Genomic DNA, 19466 nt, shown 5'->3' with positions numbered 1-19466 from the left:
CTCGGCCGGCCCACACCTCGAACGCCCCGCCTTTTCCCACCTGTTCAGACCAGAGCGGCCGCCAGGCCCCGACCCGGAGGTGCGATCCCCGCATGCCCACGACGCCGTACGAGGAGACCGCGCACACCCGGCCCAGGGTGCGCCGCGACGTGCTGTTCACCGAGACGCCGGGCGGGGTGATCTTCCACAACGCCGATGGCGGTTTCCAGCTCAGCTCCCCGTCCGCCTACCGGTTCGCCACCCTCCTCGTCCCGCACCTGGACGGGAGCCGGACCGTGGCGGAGATCTGCGCCGGCTTCAAGGACCCGCAGAAGGCGATGGTGGGCGGCCTGGTCAAGGCGCTCTACGCGCGCGGATTCGCCCGGCCCGTGCCGGACCCCATCGAGGAGAGACCGGGCGCGTCCGTGGAACCGGTGGTCGCCGCCCGCTTCGGGCAGCAGATCGCCTACATCGACCACTACGCCGACGACGCCGGGAGCAGATTCGCCGCGTTCCGCGGCACCCGTGTCGCCGTGCTCGGCGACGGCCCGGTTGCCCGGTGGTGCGCGCTCTCCTTGATCCGCAACGGCTGCGCCTTCGTCGGCGTGGAGGCCGCTCTGGCCGAAAACCCGGCCACCACGGCCGAGTTCGGCGCGCTCCGGGCCGAGGCGGCGGAGCTCACCGCGCAGGGCAGCCCGGCCGAGGTGGCGGTGCTGCCCGACGCCGGGTCCGGCGCGGCGGGCGGCTGGAACGCGTACGAGGGGTACGACGTCGTGGTCGCCGCCTGCGGCCGCGACGCGTTCCGGACCGCGATCGCCCTGCTCGGCCAGGGCGTTCCGGACGGCCGCTTCCTGCTCCCCGCCTGGACCTTCGGCGGCCGGGCGGTGGTCGGACCGGTCGGCGCCCCGGACTCCGCCGGCTGCCTGGCCTGCGCGGCGCTCCGGCTCGGCGCGACGGGGGACGCGGCGGTCGCGGCCGACCTCTGGAGCGGCCTGACGCTGGGGGGAACTCCCGGACCCGGGCCGCGCGGCCCACTCGCCGCGATGCTCGGCAACCTGCTCGGCTACGAAGTGTTCCGGCTGGTCACCAAGGCACTACCGGCCGAGACCCGGGGCCAGGTGCTGCTCCAGGACATGGCCTCCTTCGACGTCCTGGCGGAGCGGCTGCTGCCCCATCCGCACTGCCCGTTCTGCCCGGGCCGGCCCGGCTCCCCCGAGCCCGTCGACCTGACCGCGGCCCCCGAGCGGCCCGCCTTCCAGCCGGTCGTCGCCGCCGCCCCGGACGACGGTGCGACCGAGGGGCCGCTCGCCGAGCTCGACCGCCGCTCGCTCGCGGTCCGGCCGTCCGTCGGAGTCTTCACCCGGTACGCGGACGAACCGGTCACCCAGACCCCGCTGAAGGTCGGCGCCGTGGAGATCGGTCTGGGCCAGGCCGGAACCCGGACCGTCGCCGCGTTCGACGTCCACCACACCGCGGGCGCCCGCCTGCGAGCCCTCAACGCGGCCGCCGAGGTCTACGCCGAGCACGTGGTGCCCACCTTCCCCGCCCCGAACGGCACTTCCCGCGCGGGCCACCCCGACGCGCCGCCGAAGGTGGACCCGGACGCGCTGACCACGGCCACCGGCGCGGGAGGCGATCCGGTCGCCTCCTGGGCCCTGGCCACGTCGCTGCTGACCAAGGAGCGGACACTGGTGCCGGCCGGCGCCGTGCGGCCCTTCGGGCCGGACAACCAGGACCGTCGGTTCGAGCCGTCCCGCGCCGGGGCCGGAGCGGGCGACGGCCTCCCGGAGGCCGCGGCGGCCGGCCTGCTGTCCGCGCTCGCCCACGACGCGCTCCAGCGGTCCGTGCGAGGGACCGGGCGCACCACGGCGATCTCCCCGGCCGAGTTCGCCGACGACCCCGAGGCGACCTTCCTGCTGCGTTCCGCCGGGCATCTGGAACTGGACGTCGAAGTCCTCGACCTCGGGGAGGCGGACCGCACCGGAGTGTCCGTCGTGCTGGCCAGGACCCGTCCGACGGGGTCGGACGAGCCGTGCCGCTGGGCCACCGGCGCCGCCCTGGACCGGACGGCCGCGGCCACCGACGCCCTGCGCGACCTGCTCGGCACGGTCCAGCTCGCCGCGGAGGGGGTGCTGGGCACGCCCGACACCGGTGACCCGCTGCTGGCCGACCTCGACGCGGCCCTGATACCGGTCACGGCACAGGACGACGCCACCGGCCGGTCCGCGGTGACCTGGACGGACGTCCTGGAGCGCCTGGCCGCCGCCGGGCGTGACGCCCTCGTCGTGCCCACGCACGCGGCCGACCTGCCCGCCGCCGGCATCCACACCGTCCGGGTCCTGCTCACCAAGGCGGCCGGCGATGACCGTTGACCTCGCCGAGGCCACCGTCGACGGGGCCGAGGAGCCGCGGCGCGGGGCATGCCGCCTCTTCGCGGAGGAACTTCACGACGCCCTGAGGGAGTTGGCGTCCGAGCCGGGTCACCAGGAGCCCGGGATCGCGGTCTCCGCTCTCGGTGTGCGGGACGCCTTCACCGCCCCCGCCAGCGCCTCACGCGCCACGCTCCCCGTGCACCTGTACGGCCGGCAGGTGCTGGTCGGCCCCTGGCCCGCCGAGGGGCGGGCCGGCTGCGGCGACTGCCTGCGGCGCCGCTGGCAGGGGGTGCGCTCCGTCGGCCTGCGGGAGGGCATCGAGCTGCGCGGCGGCACCCGGGAGGCGGGCCCCTGGCCCTACCGGGTGCCGTTCGCCGCACAGGCCGTCGCCGCGCTGATCGCCCGGCTCGGCGCCGCTCCCCGGGACGACCGGCGGCCGTTCCCCGACGTATGGCTGGTGGACCTGGGTCAGCTGACGGTCCGTCACCATCCGCTGGTCCCCGAGCCGGACTGCCCCGGCTGCGGCACACCGGCGGCGGTGACCGCCGAGTCGGCCGCTCTCGTCCTGCGGCCCGCGCCCAAGTACCGGCCGGGCGTCAGCAGGGTCCGGCCGGTGGACGCGTACGGCCTCCAGGTGGACGCGTTCGCCAACCCTCACTGGGGCGCTGTCGGGCCGTCGGTGGTGTGCGACGTCACCTCGCCGACCACCTCGGCCACCGTGGGCTGCTTCTCCAGTCGCTCCGGCGACTATCTGCGGGAGACGTTCTGGGGCGGTCACGCCGACACGTACCACGCCAGCACCCGGATCGGTGTTCTGGAAGGCCTGGAGCGCTTCGCCGGGATGCGCGCCCGGGGCCGCGCCCTCACCCTGACCGCTTCCCTGGACGATCTCGGGCCGGCCGCCGTGGACCCGCGCGAGACCGGCCTGTACACGGACGACTTCCACCGGGCCAACCCCTGGGTGCCGCCGTTCACTTCGGACCGCCCCATCCCCTGGGTGTGGGGCTGGTCGCTGCGGGACGCGCGCCCCCGCCCCGTACCGGAGATCCTCGCCTTCTACCACAAGCCCGGGATCGAGCACCGGTTCGTCCAGGAGAGCTCCAACGGCTGTGCCTCCGGAGGAAGTCTGGAGGAGGCCGTGCTCAGCGGCCTGATGGAGGTCCTGGAACGGGACGCCTTCCTGCTCGCCTGGCACGGGATGCAGCCGCTGCCCGAGATCGACCCGGCGTCCAGCGCCGACCCGCGCACCCGGTTCATGGTGGACCGGATGGCCATGTACGGGTACCGGGCCAGGTTCTTCGACACCCGGATCTCCTTCCCGGTCCCCGTGGTCACCGCGGTCGCCGAGCGGTTCGACGGCGGCCTCGCCCGGATGTGCTTCGGGGCAGGCGCCGCCCTCGACCCCGAGGCCGCTCTCGCCGCGGCCCTGTGCGAGATCGCCACCGACTCGGTGCAGCTCCTCCAGCGGTTCCGGCGCAACGAGGCCGGGTACCGGGCCATGGCCGAGGACTTCGAGAGGATCACCAGCCTGCACGACCATCCGCTGGTCTACGCGGTGCCGGAGATGGGCCGCCACGCCGACTTCCTGCTCCGCCCGGCCTCGCCCCCCGAGCCTCTGAGCGTGGCCGACCTGCGCCGGCCCCGCGCCGACGGTTCCGGTCCGGACGTACGGGACGACCTGCTCGCCGCGGTGGACGCCGTGACGTCCGCCGGATTCGACGTGGTCGTCGTCGACCAGACCACACCCGAGCAGCGCGCTCTCGGTCTGCACACCGTGAAGGTGCTGGTGCCCGGCCTGCTCCCGCTCGACTTCGGCTGGACGCGGCAGCGCGCCCGGCACATGCCGCGGATGCGCACCGCGCTGCGCGAGGCGGGCCTGCGGCCGGACGACCTGACCGTGGCCGATCTCAATCCCGGCCCGCACCCGTTCCCGTGACCGTCCGTCCGTCCGTCCGACTGTCCCCGGCGCGAGTGCTCCGAAGAACCGAGCGAAGCCCAGGAAACCAAGGAACCAAGGAACCGAGGAAAGGGGGATCCCATGGGGTACGCCCATGAGTACGCGCACGCCATCCTGCACCGCGGCCGCGTCCCGATGGAACCCACCGACCATGTCGTGAACTGGGCCGACGGCCCGCGCAAGGGCAAGTACTACCCGAACGCCGAGGCGTTCGCCCTGCCCGGCACCGAGGACCTCGCGGACGTCCCGATCGCGCCGGGCCTGCTGCCCGGCGCCGCCAAGGACCAGGGCGCCGACGGCTCGCCCGGGTTCAGCCTGCCGCTGCTGTCGGCGATGCTCAAGGACTCCTACGGACTGACCGGGCGCCGCCTCGGCATCCAGGCCAACACCGACCTGGCCGGGCTGCCGTTCTACACACACGCGAACTGGTCGCGCGGCACCGCGGGCGGCGGCGGGCTCTACCCGGTGAGCATCCACTGGGCGTCCGGCCCCTCCGGCCCCCTCACCCCGGGTCTCCACTACTACGACGTCCACCGGCACGCCCTGCAGCGGCTGCTGGCCGGCGACGTCACGGACCGGGTCCGCGACGCGCTCGGCCCGGACGCGCCCGAAGAGGCCCTCGACACCGACCACTATCTGATCCTCGGCGTCAAGTACTGGCAGAACTCCTTCAAGTACAACAGCTTCTCGTTCCATGTGGTCTCCACCGACCTCGGCACCCTGGTGCAGACCTGGCGGATCTGGGCCGCCGCCCATGGTCTGCGGCTCGCCCCGGTGCTCTGGTTCGACGAACCCCGGCTGAACGAACTGCTCGGCGCGGCGGGCGAGGAGGAGACCGTGTTCGCCGTCGTGCCGCTGCACTGGGACGGGCCGGCGCCCCGCCCGGACGCCGCCGCCGGCCAGGACACCCCGCGCACGGACCCGCGCCACCGGCCCGCCGTCCGGCACCGGGACGTCGAACGCTCGCGCACCCTGCTGGACTTCGACGCGCTGCGCGACATGCACACCGCGACCCTGGAGGGCGCCGCCGACCGGCCCGCCCCCGGCGCGCTGGCCGCCGCCGCGGCCCTTCCCGACGACGCGGACGGCGTCCGCGTGGCCCTGCCCGAGCCGGCCTTCCCGGACACCGGCGTCCGCCGGGCCCTGCGCGAGCGCCGCTCCAGCTTCGGCAGGTTCGACGCCCGGCGCCGGGTCGGTGGCGGCCACCTCTCGGCGGTCCTGGCGGCCTGCGCCGGGACCCGGCTGGCCGGCGACACCGATCCGTCCGGCGAGATCCGGCTCGCCAGGCTCTACGCCTTCGTCAACCACGTGGAAGGCGTGGAGCAGGGGGCGTACGCGTACGACCCCGACCGCGGCGCCCTGCGTCCGGTCGCCCCCGGCCCGCAGGGATCGTTCCTCCAGGAGAACTACTTCCTGGCCAACTACAACCTGGAGCAGGCCGGCGCGGTCCTGGTGCCCACCGTGCGGACCACCGCCGTGCTGGACGCCGTCGGAGACCGCGGCTACCGACTCGCCGTCGGCACCGCCGGAGCCGTCGCGCAGAGCTTCTACCTCGCGGCCTCCGCCCTGGGCCTCGGCGCCGGTGTGGCGCTGGGCTTCGACAACGTCTCGTTCGTCGAGCGGCTCGGGCTGGCGGAAGGTGACGAGGCTCCACTGCTCGTCATGGCCCTCGGCCACGAACGGCCCGAACCCGCCGACTTCCGCCACGAGATCGCCTGACCGCCGCAGAGGATTCCCATGACACCCATAGAGTCCGCCGCCCTGGACACCGACGCGGTCACCACCACGGACACCGGCTCGGACACCGACGCGGGCACCGCCCCGGAGCCCGGGCCCCACTGGGAGCCCGGCAGGCGCTTCGTGCTCCGCGCGGCCGGCCTGCCCATCGAGACCGTGCACGGCCTGCGTTGCTCCGGCACCCGCCGCTGGTCCGACGCCGTGCTGGCCGAGGAGGAACGCCTGACCGCCGCCGGAGCGGCCCTCAGCGATCTGCTGCACGCCCTGGTCAAGTCGACCACCGGCCCCGACGAGGAACCGGGCGACGCCGCCGTGCGGCGCGGCCTGCTCAACCTGCGGCGGCAGATCTTCAACAACCGTCTGCCGGCCGACCCCGAGGCCGCCGTCCGCCTGGTGACGGAGCTGGACGGGGAGACCGGCCGGCGCAGCGCCCAGTGGTTGCGGGACCGGGCCCGCCTCGAAGAGCTCCGGGCCACCGGAGCGGACCTGATCGCCGGCGAACTCCGGGAAAGCCGCCGTGCGTTGCGCGATGTGCTGGCCGACGACCGGCTGCGCCTCGGCCTGCTGCTGGCCTCGCCCGCCCTCGACGGCCGGCTGGACGCCTACCTGCGCGACACCAGCCCGCGGCCGGGCAACCGCCTGCGCAAGATCGAGCGTTCCGCGCTGACCTACCTGTACCGCACGGCCTGCAAGACCAGCCCCTTCAGCACCCTCACCGGCATCGGCCTCGGCACCTTCGCGGGCGACCGGCGGGACGACGGGGCCTCGCTGCGCACCGGCGAGGACTGGGTGAGCCACGTACGGCTCAACGTGGTGGTACTGGCCCGGCTGACCGAACTGATCACGGCCGACCCCGCACGCCGACGGGACCTGCCGGTGGTCCTCTCCCCGGGCTGGGGGCGCGACGCCGACCGCATCCGCTACGTACGCCATGTCATGACCGCGGGTGACGACAGCGCGGCCGTCACCTTCGACGCGGTCCGCGACCGGCTGTTCTTCCTGCGCCGCAGCGGCACCCTGGAGCGGCTCCTGGAGTGGCTCGGCGGCCACGAGGCGCCGGTACGCCACCGGGACCTGGTGGACTGGCTCGAGACCGAGCACGACGCCGGACGCGACGAGTGCGAACGGTATGCGTCGGCCCTCCTGGATCTCGGCATGGTGCAGGTGCCGCTGCTCCGCGCGGACGTGCACAGCCGCGACCCGCTGCGTTCCTACCAGGACGCCCTGCGCTCCCTCGGGGCGTCCTGGGCCGACCGGCTGGCCCACCTGCTGGACGGCCCGGCCGACTGCCTCGCCCGCTATCCCGGGGCCGACGTGGGTGAACGCCGCACCCTGCTGAGCACTCTGCGCGGTCGGCTCCTCGACGCCCAGCGGGAACTGGGGGCGCCCGAGCCGGCCCTTCCGCAGACCCTGGTGTACGAGGACGTCAGCACGGGCGACGACCTGGTCTGCGGGCCCGCCGTGCTGAGCGGGGAGACCGGCCGGGCCCTGCGGGCCGTCGAGGGCGTCCTGCCGCTCTTCGACCTGACGCTCCCTCAGCGCATCACCCTGCTGGGCTTCTTCATCGCCCGCTACGGCCGCGGCGGACGCTGCGACGACCTGCTCGGCCTGGTCCACGACTTCCACGAGGACTTCTTCGACCAGTACGTGTCCTTCACCTCCAAGCGGGCCTCCTTCGACGAGGACGGCGCCTACGTTCCGGAGGAGAACTGGCTCGGGCAGAGCGAGATGAAGGCCCTCGACCGGGCCCGCCGCCACTTCCACGAGGGCATGCGCGCCCTGTGGCGACAGCACGGCGGGGGGAACGAGGCCGAGGAGATCGAGTTGCCCGACGGGCTGCTCTCCGAGACCGCCGCCGAACTCGCCCCGCTCACCGGCCACTTCATACCGCAGAGCCACCATCTCCAGCTGTCCCGGCCTCCCGGCGGCCGACAACGGGTCGTCCTCAACAAGTCCTACGGCGGCCTGGCCTTCCCCTTCAGCCGGTTCACCCACCTCTACGACGGCACCGCACCAGGCGCGGACACGGCGGCACCCGGCTTCTCCGACGCGCTGCGCGAGGAGATGGCGGCTCACAGTCCGGACGGCGCCGTGTTCGCGGAGGTCACCGGAGGGCCGGTCAGCAGCAACCTGAACCTGCACGGCCGGCTGACCGGCCACCAGATCGTCTGCCCGGGCGAGACCAGTTCCGTGCCCGAGGAGGCCCGGATCCACCTCGACGACCTCTACGTCGAGCACGACGAGCCGTCCGGACGCCTGGTGCTCCGCTCCCGCCGCCTCGACCGCGAGGTCGTGCCGGTCTACCTCGGCTACCTCGTGCCGATCGCGCTCCCCGAGATCCCGCGCACCCTGCTCCTCCTCTCCCCCAGCACCATGGCCCCCTTCGACGTATGGGCGGGAGTCCCCGAGGGCGAGCCCGAGAGCGGGGTCACCCGCAGGCCCCGGGTCCGGCACGGGAACGTGGTGGTAAGCCGGCGCGGCTGGACCGCGGACGCGGAGGTCCTGCCGGCCCGCCGCCCCGGAGCCGGCGAGGAGGAGGACTACCTGGAGTGGCGGCGCTGGCAGCACGCCCACGGTCTGCCGGACCGCTGCTTCGCCACCGTCTCCCATACCGACCAGGGCCCGATCGGGGCCAAGCCCGTCTACGTCGACTTCGACAGCCCGCTCTCCCTGGCCGCGTTCGACGCCCTGGTGGAGCGCAAGCCGGGCACCCGGGTGGCCTTCCGGGAAATGCTCCCCGCCGAGGACGGCCTCCACCTCACCTCCCCGCGCGGCCGGCACGTGGCCGAACTCGCCGTGGAGACCTTCACCACCCGCCAACCGCCGCAGTCCGGACCGGAGGCAGCACCGTCATGCCCGAACTGACCGAACCCGCCGCCTTCCGTCCGGCACCCGGGGGCGCCGAACCGTCGCCGTGGCTGGCGCTGCACGTCTTCTACGCCGCCAACCCCCAGCCGCTGCTGGTCAACTGCGTGCGCCCGCTGGTCGACCGGCTCACCGAGGACGGCCTGCTGTCCGGCTACTTCTTCATCAACTACTGGCTGGAGGGGCCGCATGTGAGGCTGCGCCTGCGCCCGAGCGGACCCGCTGCCGAAGCCGAGGTGCGCCGCCGTGCCGAGGAGGCGATCAGCGGCTTCCTGAATACCCGCCCCGCCCTCTACGAGGTCGACTCCGGCTTCCTCAAGGACTTCTACAACGCCCTGTTCGACATCGAGTTCCCGGGCGAGGACCGGGCCAGGTACATGGGCGCTGACGGCCGGATGAACCTCAGGCCGAACAACTCCTTCTCCGACGAGGTCTACGCCCCCGAGTTCGCCAAGTACGGCGGGCCGGCCGGTGTCGCCCTCGCCGAATGGCACTTCCGGCACTCCAGCGACCTGGTCCTGGAGGCGTACCGGAGCATGAACCTGCACCTGCGGACGGTGCTGCTCGGGACCTCCGCCCAGCTGATGATGGTGATGGCGAGCTGCTTCCTCCCCGAGGAGGAGCGGCTCGCGGACTACCTCGACTCCTACTACGCCTTCTGGCACCGGCTGTTCCCCGGTACCAACTTCATCGGGTCCACCGAGTACGAGCGGACCTACGCGCGCATGGCGCCCACCCTCGGCGCCCGGTTCGCACAGCTCAGGCAGGCTGTGGCGAACGGCGACCTGACCCGGCTGCCGGCGTTCCTCCGCCGCTGGGCCGAGCACTGCCTGGAACTGCGCGAGAAGGTGGTGGACCTCACCGAGCGCGGTGAACTCGCCTTCCCCGCCTGGGACGGTCCGGCCCGCGAGGACACCGGCCAGGAACGCGCCGAGGATCCCGACGCGGCTCCCCTGGTGACCGTCACCCATGTGCCGGCGGTGCTGCCCCGCCTGCTGTCGCCGTATATGCACATGACCAACAACCGGCTGCACGTGACGATCCGGGACGAGGCCTACCTGGCCTTCATTCTGGGCCGGGTCCTGCGCGAGCCGGCCGGCGGACGGCAGGACGCCTCATGAGCGCCACCGACCGTTCCGCCACGGACCGTTCCGCCACCGATCCTTCCGCCGCGGACCGTTCCACCGGAGACCGTGCCGCCGCCGCCCGCGCCTACCGGCCCGCGCTGCGTCCGGGCGTGCTGATCGGTCCGCCCCTGCTGCGCGGCCCGCGCACCGTCCACCTCATCAAGCACCCGGTGAGCGGCGCCGCGTTCGAGGTCGGCCCCAAGGAGCACTTCGTCATCAGCCGGCTCGACGGAACCCGGAACCTCGACGACGTCGTGTCCGAGTACGCGGCCCGGTTCCGCCGCAGGCTCCCCGAGGAGCAGTGGACCCGGCTGCTCGGCCTGCTCGGCACCCGCGGGCTGCTCGCCGGATCCCCGGATCCCGCGCCGCCCGAGCCGCCCCCGGCCCGCACCGGCACCTTCTGGAAGGGCAGCCGGCGGACCGTCACCGACGCGCACAGGACCACCGGCCGCCTCCACCGGGTGCTGCGCCCACTGCTGCACCCCTGGGCGCAACTGCCGTTGACGGCCGCCGTACTGGTGATGATGGTGGCGGTGTTCGCGGATCCGGCGGCGCTCCTCGACGGGACACTGGACCTGCTGACCCGCCCCCTCGTGCTCATCCCGTTCGCGGTCTTCCTCTGGTTCAGCGTCTGCCTGCACGAACTCGCCCACGGCATCGCCGCCCGGCACTACGGCGGTGTGGTCACCGAGATCGGGCTGCGCTGGCGGTTCCCGGCCATGATGATGTACTGCACGGTCGACAACTACCTGTTCCTGCCCGGCCTGCGGGCGAAGCTGGTGGTCGCCGCCGCGGGCGCGTACGTCAACCTGGTGCTCCTGCTGCCCTTCGCGCTCTGGTGGGCGCTCCTGGACCCGTCCGACCCGAACCGCCCGCCGCTCACCGGGATGCTCTTCGTCGGCATCGCGCAGGCCCTGAGCAACCTGGTCCCGCTGCCGCCTCTGGACGGGTACCGCATCCTCGGCCACGCCCTGGGCACCGCCAACCTCGCCCCGGAGACCCGGACCTACCTGGCCCTGCGCCGGCGCGGGCGGGACGCCGTCGCCGCCTACCCGCGGCGCGCCCGCCGTCTCTACACGTCCTACGCCCTCACGGCGGCCGCACTCGTGCTGCTCGCGGCGGCCGGAAGCTGCACCACCATCGTTCTCCTGCTGTTTTGATGACGTCCCGCCCCCGGAAGATCACGCAACTCATGAATGAGGTACCCGTATGAGCTCCACCTCCCCCACCCCAGACCACGGAGCCCAACCCGCCGTCACAGTCAGCGATGTGATCAAGAGTTACGGCGATCGGCGGGCCGTCGACGGTGTCTCCCTGGACGTCCGGCGCGGCGAGTTCTTCGGGCTGCTCGGCCCCAACGGAGCCGGGAAGTCCACCCTGGTGGAGATCATGGAGGGGCTGCGCAAGGCCGACTCCGGCTCGGTCACGGTGTTCGGCGAGTCACCCTGGCCGCGCAACACCGGCCTGCTGCCGCGCATGGGGGTGCAGACCCAGTCCTCGGCCTTCTTCGTCCGGCAGACCGTCCACGAGCACCTGCGCACCGTCGCGGCGCTGTTCGGCGCGGAGCGCGAGGCCGTCGACGCCACCCTCGACGCCGTGGGCCTCGGCGGGCAGCACGACGTCCGGGTCGACAACCTCTCGGGCGGCCAGCGGCAGCGGCTCGCCATCGCCTCCGCGCTGGTCCACGGACCCGAGCTGATCTTCCTCGACGAGCCGACCGCCGCGCTCGACCCGGAGGGCCGACGCGACCTGTGGGAGGTCCTGCGGGGCCTCAAGGCGGAGGGCCGGACCATCGTGTACACCACACACCACCTGGACGAGGCCGAGGCGCTCTGCGACCGCGTGGGCATCCTGGTGGCCGGCCGGCTCGTCGTCACCGACGAACCGCAGCACCTGATCGGCACCTTCGGCGCCACCAGCCGGCTGCTGGTTCCGCTCGGCCGGATCGACGAGCGTGAGGCCTCGTCCCTTCCCGGCGTGGACGGCGTCACCGTGCAGGGCGGACACCTCGTCCTGGAGACCCGCGCCACCGGCCGGGTGCTGGCCGCCCTCGACCCCCTCACCGGTCTGGACGGTGTCCAGACCCGCACCCCCACCCTCGAGGACGTCTACCTCGAGATCACCGCCCGGCAGACCCAGGCACCCCTCACCGCTGACGACACGAACAACGCGATCAACGCAAACAACCAGGAGCAGCAGGCATGAGCGCCTACACCGCGCTGACCACCGCGGGCTACCGCGCCCAGGTCCGGGACAAGACGACCGTCTTCTTCACCTTCGCCTTCCCACTGATCTTCCTCGTCGTCTTCGGACTCGTCTTCCGCGGCCGCAGCGTCGAGGAGAGCGGCTTCTCCTACCTCTCCTACACCGCCGCCGGCGTGCTCTCCTGGGGCGTCGCCAACGCCGCCGTCTTCGGCATCGGGTTCACGCTGATGCAGTGGCGCGCGGACGACATCCTCCGGATGATCCGTATGTCGCCCGCCCCGCTGTCCTCCGTCATCGGGTCCCGCTACGTCCTCGCCCTGGGCGTGGGGCTCGTCCAGTCGGTGCTGTTCGTCGGGGTGGCGATGCTCCCCGGGTTCGACCTGGTGCCCGCGTCCCGGTGGCCCCTGCTGATTCCCGTCATGGTCCTCGGCATCACCACCTTCCTGCTGCTCGGCGTGATCATCGGCAGCATCGCCGACACCCCGGAGTCGGTCGCCGGCATCGCCAACTTCCTGATGCTGCCCATGGCCTTCCTGTCCGGGTCGTTCTTCCCGCTGGACGCCATGCCCGACTGGCTGCAGAAGGTCTCGCTGGTCATGCCTCTGCGCTATCTCAACGACGCGGTGTCGGCGGCTCTGACCGGCCGCGGCGACCTGTCCGACATCGGCGTGGGGAGCGCGGGGCTCGTCGCGTTCGCCGTCGTCTTCGGGGCAGCCGCGGCGCGCACCTTCCGCTGGACGAAGACGTCATGAGCACCACGCCCCGGCTGCTCGCGCACCCGATGGAGGGGGCCCGCGACGCTCTCCAGGCGTTCCTGGGCGACCACTTCGGCGCCGACGCCCCACGGGTCGTGCCGGTCGGTGCCGTCGGCGCGGGGGGCGGGGACGCCGGGGCCCCGGACCCCTGGGCCGCGGACCGTCCGACGGCGCTGGTCCACGTCAGCGCCTCGGCGATCCTGCTCGGCCCGTGGGGAGGCGACGGCAGCGCACCCGCCTGCGGCCGCTGCCTCGCCGTACGGTGGCAGCGGCTGCGCAGCCGCAGCGAGCGCAACGCCCTGGAGACCGGCGGCCCGGACGGGCCCCGCCCGGCGGGCGCCTGGCCCCTGCTCACCAGCCATGTCCAGGACACCGTGGCCGCGCTGTGCGAGGCCCTGTTGCACAGGCCCCGCCCGGTGCCCCCCGCCGAACTTCCGGCGGACCGCGCCCTGCCCCAGGTGACCCGGCTGGACCTGACGAACCTGCTGATCAGGACGTTCCCGCTGCTCGCCGACCCGCTCTGTCCCGACTGCGGCACCCGGGCCCAGGCACCGGGCAGTGTCCCGCCGCTCACCCCGGCCCCGCGTCCGAAGCCGGATCCCGGCACCTACCGGCTGCGCTCGGCCTTCGCCTACCCGCTCCCCACCGACGCCCTGGCCAATCCGGTCTGCGGCGCCCTGGGGGCCGGCACCTGGACCGACGTCACCTCGTCGACCACCGCTCCGGTGGCCGGCAGCGTGTTCATCCGGGGGTACGCGGGGCTGCACGACGTCACCTGGAGCGGGCAGGAGAACTCCTTCGCCACCAGCCGCCGGCTCGCCTTCCTCGAGGGCCTGGAACGGTACGCGGGCACCCACCGGCGCGGCGGCTGCGCGCCGGTCGTCGGCTCCTACGACGAGTTGAAGGCCGACGCGGTCGACCCCGCGGTGTGCGGCCTGTACAGCCCGGAGACCTACCGGGACGACCCTCTGGTCGAGCCCTTCGACCCGAGCCGGCCCATCCCCTGGGAGTGGGGCTGGTCGCTGCGGGACGAGCGCCCCGTACTGGTGCCGTCGCGGCTGGTCTACTACAGCATCCCGCTAGCCGACGACAACTTCGTCTTCGAGTGCTCCAACGGCTGTGCCATCGGCGGGTGTCTGGAGGAGGCGGTCCTGGGCGGCCTCCTCGAACTCGTCGAGCGCGACTCCTTCCTGAACGGCTGGTACGGCGCGGCCCGGCTCCCCCGCATCGACCTGGCGTCGATCGGCAGTCCGACGGCCGCCGCCATGGCCGAGCGGGCCGCCCTGCAGGGCTACGACGTCCATGTCTTCGACAACCGGATCGACCTGGCCGTCCCGGCCGTCACCGTGGTCGGCGTCCGCCGGGACGGGGGCCCGGGCACCCTGTCCTTCGCGGCCGCGGCCTCGCTGGACCCGACGAGCGCGGTCGAGGGGGCGCTGTCCGAAGTGCTGAGCTACATCCCGCACCTGGCCCGGCAGACCGCCGAGCGCCGCGGCGAACTGGAGGCCATGGCCGACGACTTCTTCCTGGTACGTCATCTGAAGGACCACCCCCAGCTCTACGGGCTGCCCCGCATGGCCGAGTACGCGCGCGGCTACCTGGAGCCGTCCGAGGCCCGCCCCTTCGACGAGGTGTACCGGGACTGGGAGAGCCGCGGCCGCCCCCGCACCGGCGACCTGCGCGACGACGTCGCCGTGGTCAGGGACGAACTGGTCCGGGCGGGCCATGACGTCATCGTCGTCGACCAGACCTCGCCCGAGCAGGAGCGGATGGGGCTGCGGACGGTCGGCACGGTGGTGCCGGGACTGCTGCCGATCGACTTCGGCTGGAACCGGCAGCGGGCCCTGCTGATGCCCCGGCTGCGCACCGCGCTGCGACGCGGCGGACACCGGGACCGCGACCTCACCGACGCGGAGATCCGCCGGGCCCCGCATCCCTTCCCGTGAGCCCACCTCCCGTATCCGGGCCTCCCCGCACCGTGGTGGAGGCCCGGCCGTTCCCCGGAGTCCGCCCATGAACCCGCCGTCCCACCAGGCCCCGGTCCCGGCACGGGCCGGCCACAACGCCCCGCTCGTGACCGATCACGACCCGCCGCCGGGCGCGGGGGACCTCCTCACCCGCGCCGGGGACGTTCTGCGCCCCGCTCTCTCCCTCTATCTGGACCTGCACGCGCATCCGGAACCGTCCGGACAGGAGGCCCGCACCGCGGACCGCTTCGGCCGCCGACTCGCGGCGGCGGCCTGCGAGATCACCCAGGGGGTGGGTGGCCACGGCGTCGTCGGTGTGCTCCGCAACGGGGACGGCCCCCGCGTCTGGCTGCGGGCGGAGCTCGACGCGCTCCCGATGCGCGAGCGGACCGGACTGCCGTACGCCAGCCGCAACGACGCCATGCACGCGTGCGGCCACGACCTGCACCTGGCCGCCGCGGCCGGCGCCGCGGACCTGCTCGCCCGCCTGTCCGACCGATGGCGGGGCACCCTGGTGGTGGTGGGACAGCCGGCCGAGGAGACGCTCAGCGGAGCCGAGGCCATGCTGCGCGACGGACTGTACGAACGGTTCGGCAGCCCCGGCGTCGTCCTCGCCCAGCATGCCGCGCCGCTGCCCTCCGGCACGGTCGCGCACGCGGCGCGGCAGGCGCCGATGGCGGCGGCCGGCGCGGTACTCGAGGTGGTGCTGCACGGACAGGGCGGTCACGCCGCCACTCCGCATCTTGCGGTGGATCCGGTCGTCGCCGCGGCCGCCGTCGTCACCCGGCTCCAGAACATCGTCGCCCGCGAGACCGCGCCCGCCGACCAGGTGACCCTGACCGTGGGCACGCTGCGGGCCGGAACGGCCGCCAACGTCATACCGGACCGCGCCGAACTCGGCGTCGGGGTCCGCGCGTCGAGCGAGGCGTCCCTCGACCGGGCGCTGGCCGCGGTGCGCCGCATCGTCCTCGCCGAGAGCGCCGCCGCCGGCGCCCCCCGAGAACCCGAGGTGACCGTCACCTCCCGCTCGGCGGCCCTGCGGTGCGACCCGCACACCACCGACTCGATACGGCGCGCTCACACCGGACTCCTGGGGCCCGGGCGGGTCCTGCCCTGGCCGGGATCGATGGCCACGGAGGACTTCCCGCTGTTCGGTGAAGCCGGAGCCGATGTCCACGGTCAGCACGGAGTCCCGCTGGTCTACTGGATGCTGGGCGTGGTGGGCGCGGACGAGTGGCGCCGGGCAACAGCCGGCGGACCCGACGCCTCACCACCCCCGGCCCCGAACCACTCCCCGTATTTCGCCCCCCACATCGGCAGCGCCCTGCGTCCCGCTGTCGCGGCGCTGACGAGCGCGGCACTCGACCGGTTCGCGGCCACGTGAGAGACCGGCGCCGAAAGAGGGGCCGCGGGCAGTGGGATTCACGCCCGGGACCTGTCCGGCGCTGCAGGCGCTCGGGCGTCAGGACATATACAGACAAGCCCGCCCGCCCTCGCTGCACTGAGCGCGGGAGCGGGCGGGCCTGCACCAGCCTTACGGCTTCACACGCAGAACCTGCGGGTCGTGGTCGCTGGTCTGGTCGGCGAACTCGGAGTTGATGTGCACCACGTCGTAGGTGACGTTGTTCAGCATGCTGGGGTTGACCAGCATGTGGTCCAGCACCTGCGAGTTGCCCTGGAAGACGTAGGAGTAGCGCTCCTCCACCGGCAGGGTGTTGATCAGGTCGGTGAGCTGCTTGCCGTCACCGGTCAGGGTCTTCAGCGCGGAGGAGAACTGGTAGTCGTTGAAGTCGCCCAGGGAGACGATGAGGGCCTTGGGGTCGGCGGCCTCGAGCTTCTTGACGAAGGCGTTCTCCAGCGTGGCCTGCTTCATCCGCTGCACCTCGGAGCTACGGACGGGCTCCTGGATGCGGCCGGCGATGTTCTGGTCGCCGCCCTTGCTGTTGAAGTGGTTGGCGATCACGAAGATCTTCTTGCCGTTCTTCGAGAGGAACTCGCCGACCAGCGGCTTACGGCTGCTGTTCCACGCCTCGTTGGTGGGGTCGATCCGTCCGGGCGAGACGGTCAGGTGGGCGTCCTTGCCCTTGCCGGCGACGTCGACGGCGGTGAGGGAGTCGCCACCCGGCCGGTCGACGAAGCCGACCCGGGTCGGGTCGAACAGGAAGACGGTGCGGATGTTGCCACCCGGCTGGCCGCCGTCCTTGTTGTTCACCGGGTTGATCTGACGGTACTCGTAGCGCGGGCCGCCCGCGGCGACGATGGCGTCGGTGAGCTTGGCCAGCGTCTTGTCGGGGTCCACGGTGCCGTCGTCGACGGCGCCGGTGTTGTCCTGGATCTCCTCGAGACCGACGATGGCGGGCGCGCGGAGGTTGGTGACCAGGCCCTTGGCGAGCCGGTCGAACTTGGCCTGCGGGTCGCTCGGCGCGAGGTTCTGCACGTTGTACGTGCCGATGGTGACCTCGTTGGACTTCGCCTGGCTGGTGACCTCGGGCTTGAGGCCGTTGTCCTTGTGGGTGCCGAGCTTGCGCGCCTCGAGGATGTAGGTGCCGGCGAACTGGCTGTAGTCCAGCGGGCCCTCGGTGACACCGGTGAGCTCGTCGCCCACGTTCGCCATCGGGAACGGGTCCGTGGTGTTGATGGCCTGGACCATGAGACGCGCCACGTTCGGGTCGTCGTAGCCCGGGTAGTAGACGCCGCCGCGCTTGGTCTTGTTGTGGGTGGGGTCGGCCGTGACCCACAGCTCGTGGTAGGCGTCCGTGGCGTCGACGACGCGGACGTCGGAGACCTGGACGTTCATGCCCTCGAGGGACTCGTAGAAGTCCAGGGCGTACTTGGTCGGCTCGAGGTCGAGGTACTCGGTGTTGCCGGTGCTGTCACCCTTGGGGGACCACGCGGCGGGGATGCTGTCCTTGTCGAGGACGACCGGGGCCGGCAGCGGGTTGCCGCTGGACAGCACGGTGACCGTCGGCTTGATGATCTCGGTGATCGACTGGATGCCGCCGTCGTAGCCGCCCGGGTAGTACTCGGAGACCACACCGGAGACGGTGACGCTGTCGCCGACCTTCACCGTGGGGGTGGAGCTGGTGTAGACGAAGATGCCCTCGCTGGTGCGGGGGTCGTTGTCCGGGTTGGGGTCCTGCATCCAGAAGCCCTTGGACGTCGAGGACGTGCTGGTGGTGCGGACACCGGTGACGATGCCGGTGACGTCCTTGACGTCCTTGGTGGCGAGCGGGGAGCGCCGGTTGGTGCCCTGGATGTCGTGGATCTTCGCCGAGATCGCGTCGGCGGGGGGCGTCGGGGTCGGCGACGGGGAGGGGTCGCCACCGCCGGGGCCGCCGGCCTCGCCGCCGGAGTTCTCCGGGGTGGGGGCACCCGCGGCGAAGTCGGCCGCGTTGTCGTCGGTGTCGACCAGGGTCTTACGGGCGACCGAGGCGGTGTTGCTCGCGCCCGCGGCCGGGCCGGAGCCCTCGCGGACGACGGCGGTGCCGAAGCCGACCAGGTCCTTGATGCGGGGGTCGGCGGCGCAGTCCTCGGCGGTGAGGCAGGTCAGCAGGTCGGTGCCCTGGACCAGCGCGACGGTGCCGGTGGTGCCCGACATGTTGATGCTGCCGGTGGCGTCCGGGGTCGGCAGGGCGGTGGTGCCGCCGGTGCCCGCGGCCTCCTGGATCAGGTAACGGCCGTTGCCGGCAAGGGAGCCGGTGAGACGGGTGGCCTGCCACTTGGTGGTCGGGCCGGGGTTGCCCGACAGGTACTGGACGCTGTAGCCGGAGAGGTCCAGCGAGCCGGAGCCGGCGTTGGCCAGCTCGATGAAGTCGTTGGTGAGGGTGGCGCCGGAGTTGCCGCCGCCTCCGTAGACCTCGGAGATGACGGCGTCGGCCGACGGGGTGGCGAAGGCGGAGTGGACGCCCACTCCGGCCAGCACCAGAGAGCCGGTGATCGCCAGCGGTATCAGTCGCTTGCGCAGAGAAGTCGCGCGGTGTCTTGCGGGGCGGGGCGTTTCAGCGCTGGAGTTCGACACAGGAAGGGTCTCCTTGGGAGCCGGGAAAGCATGAGGGCGCGTGGGGGAGCGCCGACCGACCCGGATCCGCTGTCGACGGCCGGGGTCTGGCACGCGCTCAAGCTACGCGCATAGATACGTCCGAAAAAAGGCCGCGGGTTAAACGCTTGGCAAACTGTTATCCGGCGCCTGGCTCGCCCGGCGCCCGGTGCGCGTGGCGACATGACCAGTGGTGAGCCGCTCCGATGGGTGCGACGGCAGCCTGCGCCTTGCGTCGGCCGGTTGGCGAGGTGACACCCGTTCAGAGAGGAACGGCGGGAGGCGGTCAGCCGAGTGTGAAGCCGGCGCGGCTGCCCAGGTCCGCGACGGTGCAGTACACCGTGAACTGGGTGTAGACACCACAGACTTCCGTTCGATGGGATGCTTCGGGATCGTCGGCGCAGCCGGTGGAACGCCACAGCACACCAGGCCAGAGGTCCGGCAGACGCCGCGGTTCCGCCCCGCA

The 19466-nt window shown here is 72.9% G+C and carries 11 protein-coding genes; 10 read left to right on the top strand and 1 reads right to left on the bottom strand.

All coding sequences use genetic code 11. From position 1 onward, the window contains the following. Positions 1-92: 92 nt before the first annotated feature. From ACWEK3_RS21335 to ACWEK3_RS21290, 10 genes are all read left to right on the top strand, one after another. Positions 93-2351, top strand: a complete 2259-nt coding sequence (locus ACWEK3_RS21335) for a TOMM precursor leader peptide-binding protein (protein WP_450540713.1) — start codon at positions 93-95, stop codon at positions 2349-2351. Then, positions 2341-4287, top strand: coding sequence for a TOMM precursor leader peptide-binding protein (locus ACWEK3_RS21330; RefSeq protein ID WP_453250342.1), 1947 nt, complete (start codon positions 2341-2343; stop codon positions 4285-4287). Before ACWEK3_RS21335 ends, ACWEK3_RS21330 begins: the two co-directional genes overlap by 11 nt. Before the next feature lie 102 nt (positions 4288-4389). Then, on the top strand, positions 4390-6027 hold the full coding sequence (locus ACWEK3_RS21325) for a nitroreductase family protein (protein WP_453250341.1): 1638 nt from the start codon (positions 4390-4392) through the stop codon (positions 6025-6027). A gap of 18 nt (positions 6028-6045) precedes the next feature. After that, positions 6046-8910, top strand: a complete 2865-nt coding sequence (locus ACWEK3_RS21320) for a lantibiotic dehydratase (RefSeq protein ID WP_453250340.1) — start codon at positions 6046-6048, stop codon at positions 8908-8910. Next, entirely contained in the window at positions 8898-10031 is a 1134-nt protein-coding gene (locus tag ACWEK3_RS21315; RefSeq protein WP_450540721.1) for a lantibiotic dehydratase C-terminal domain-containing protein, read from the top strand. The genes ACWEK3_RS21320 and ACWEK3_RS21315 overlap by 13 nt, the downstream gene beginning before the upstream one ends. After that, entirely contained in the window at positions 10028-11197 is a 1170-nt protein-coding gene (locus ACWEK3_RS21310) for a metalloprotease (protein ID WP_453250339.1), read from the top strand. The genes ACWEK3_RS21315 and ACWEK3_RS21310 overlap by 4 nt, the downstream gene beginning before the upstream one ends. Positions 11198-11246: 49 nt before the next feature. After that, complete coding sequence (locus ACWEK3_RS21305; protein ID WP_450540724.1) at positions 11247-12242, top strand: ATP-binding cassette domain-containing protein; 996 nt, start codon at positions 11247-11249, stop codon at positions 12240-12242. Then, on the top strand, positions 12239-12994 hold the full coding sequence (locus ACWEK3_RS21300; protein ID WP_450540726.1) for an ABC transporter permease: 756 nt from the start codon (positions 12239-12241) through the stop codon (positions 12992-12994). The genes ACWEK3_RS21305 and ACWEK3_RS21300 overlap by 4 nt, the downstream gene beginning before the upstream one ends. Then, positions 12991-14943, top strand: a complete 1953-nt coding sequence (locus ACWEK3_RS21295; RefSeq protein WP_453250338.1) for a TOMM precursor leader peptide-binding protein — start codon at positions 12991-12993, stop codon at positions 14941-14943. The genes ACWEK3_RS21300 and ACWEK3_RS21295 overlap by 4 nt, the downstream gene beginning before the upstream one ends. Positions 14944-15010: 67 nt before the next feature. Continuing rightward, positions 15011-16348 (top strand): amidohydrolase, encoded by a 1338-nt coding sequence (locus ACWEK3_RS21290; RefSeq protein ID WP_450540730.1) that lies wholly within the window; start codon positions 15011-15013, stop codon positions 16346-16348. A gap of 150 nt (positions 16349-16498) precedes the next feature. Here ACWEK3_RS21290 and ACWEK3_RS21285 read toward each other — a convergent pair whose 3' ends face one another. Beyond that, the gene (locus ACWEK3_RS21285) at positions 16499-18982 is read right to left on the bottom strand and encodes a lamin tail domain-containing protein (protein ID WP_453250337.1); all 2484 of its coding nucleotides are present in this window, start codon (positions 18980-18982) and stop codon (positions 16499-16501) included. Positions 18983-19466: the final 484 nt, after the last annotated feature.

The sequence above is a fragment of the Streptomyces sp. NPDC004721 genome (assembly GCF_053601495.1).
This window is presented reverse-complemented; position numbering and strand designations above follow the sequence as displayed.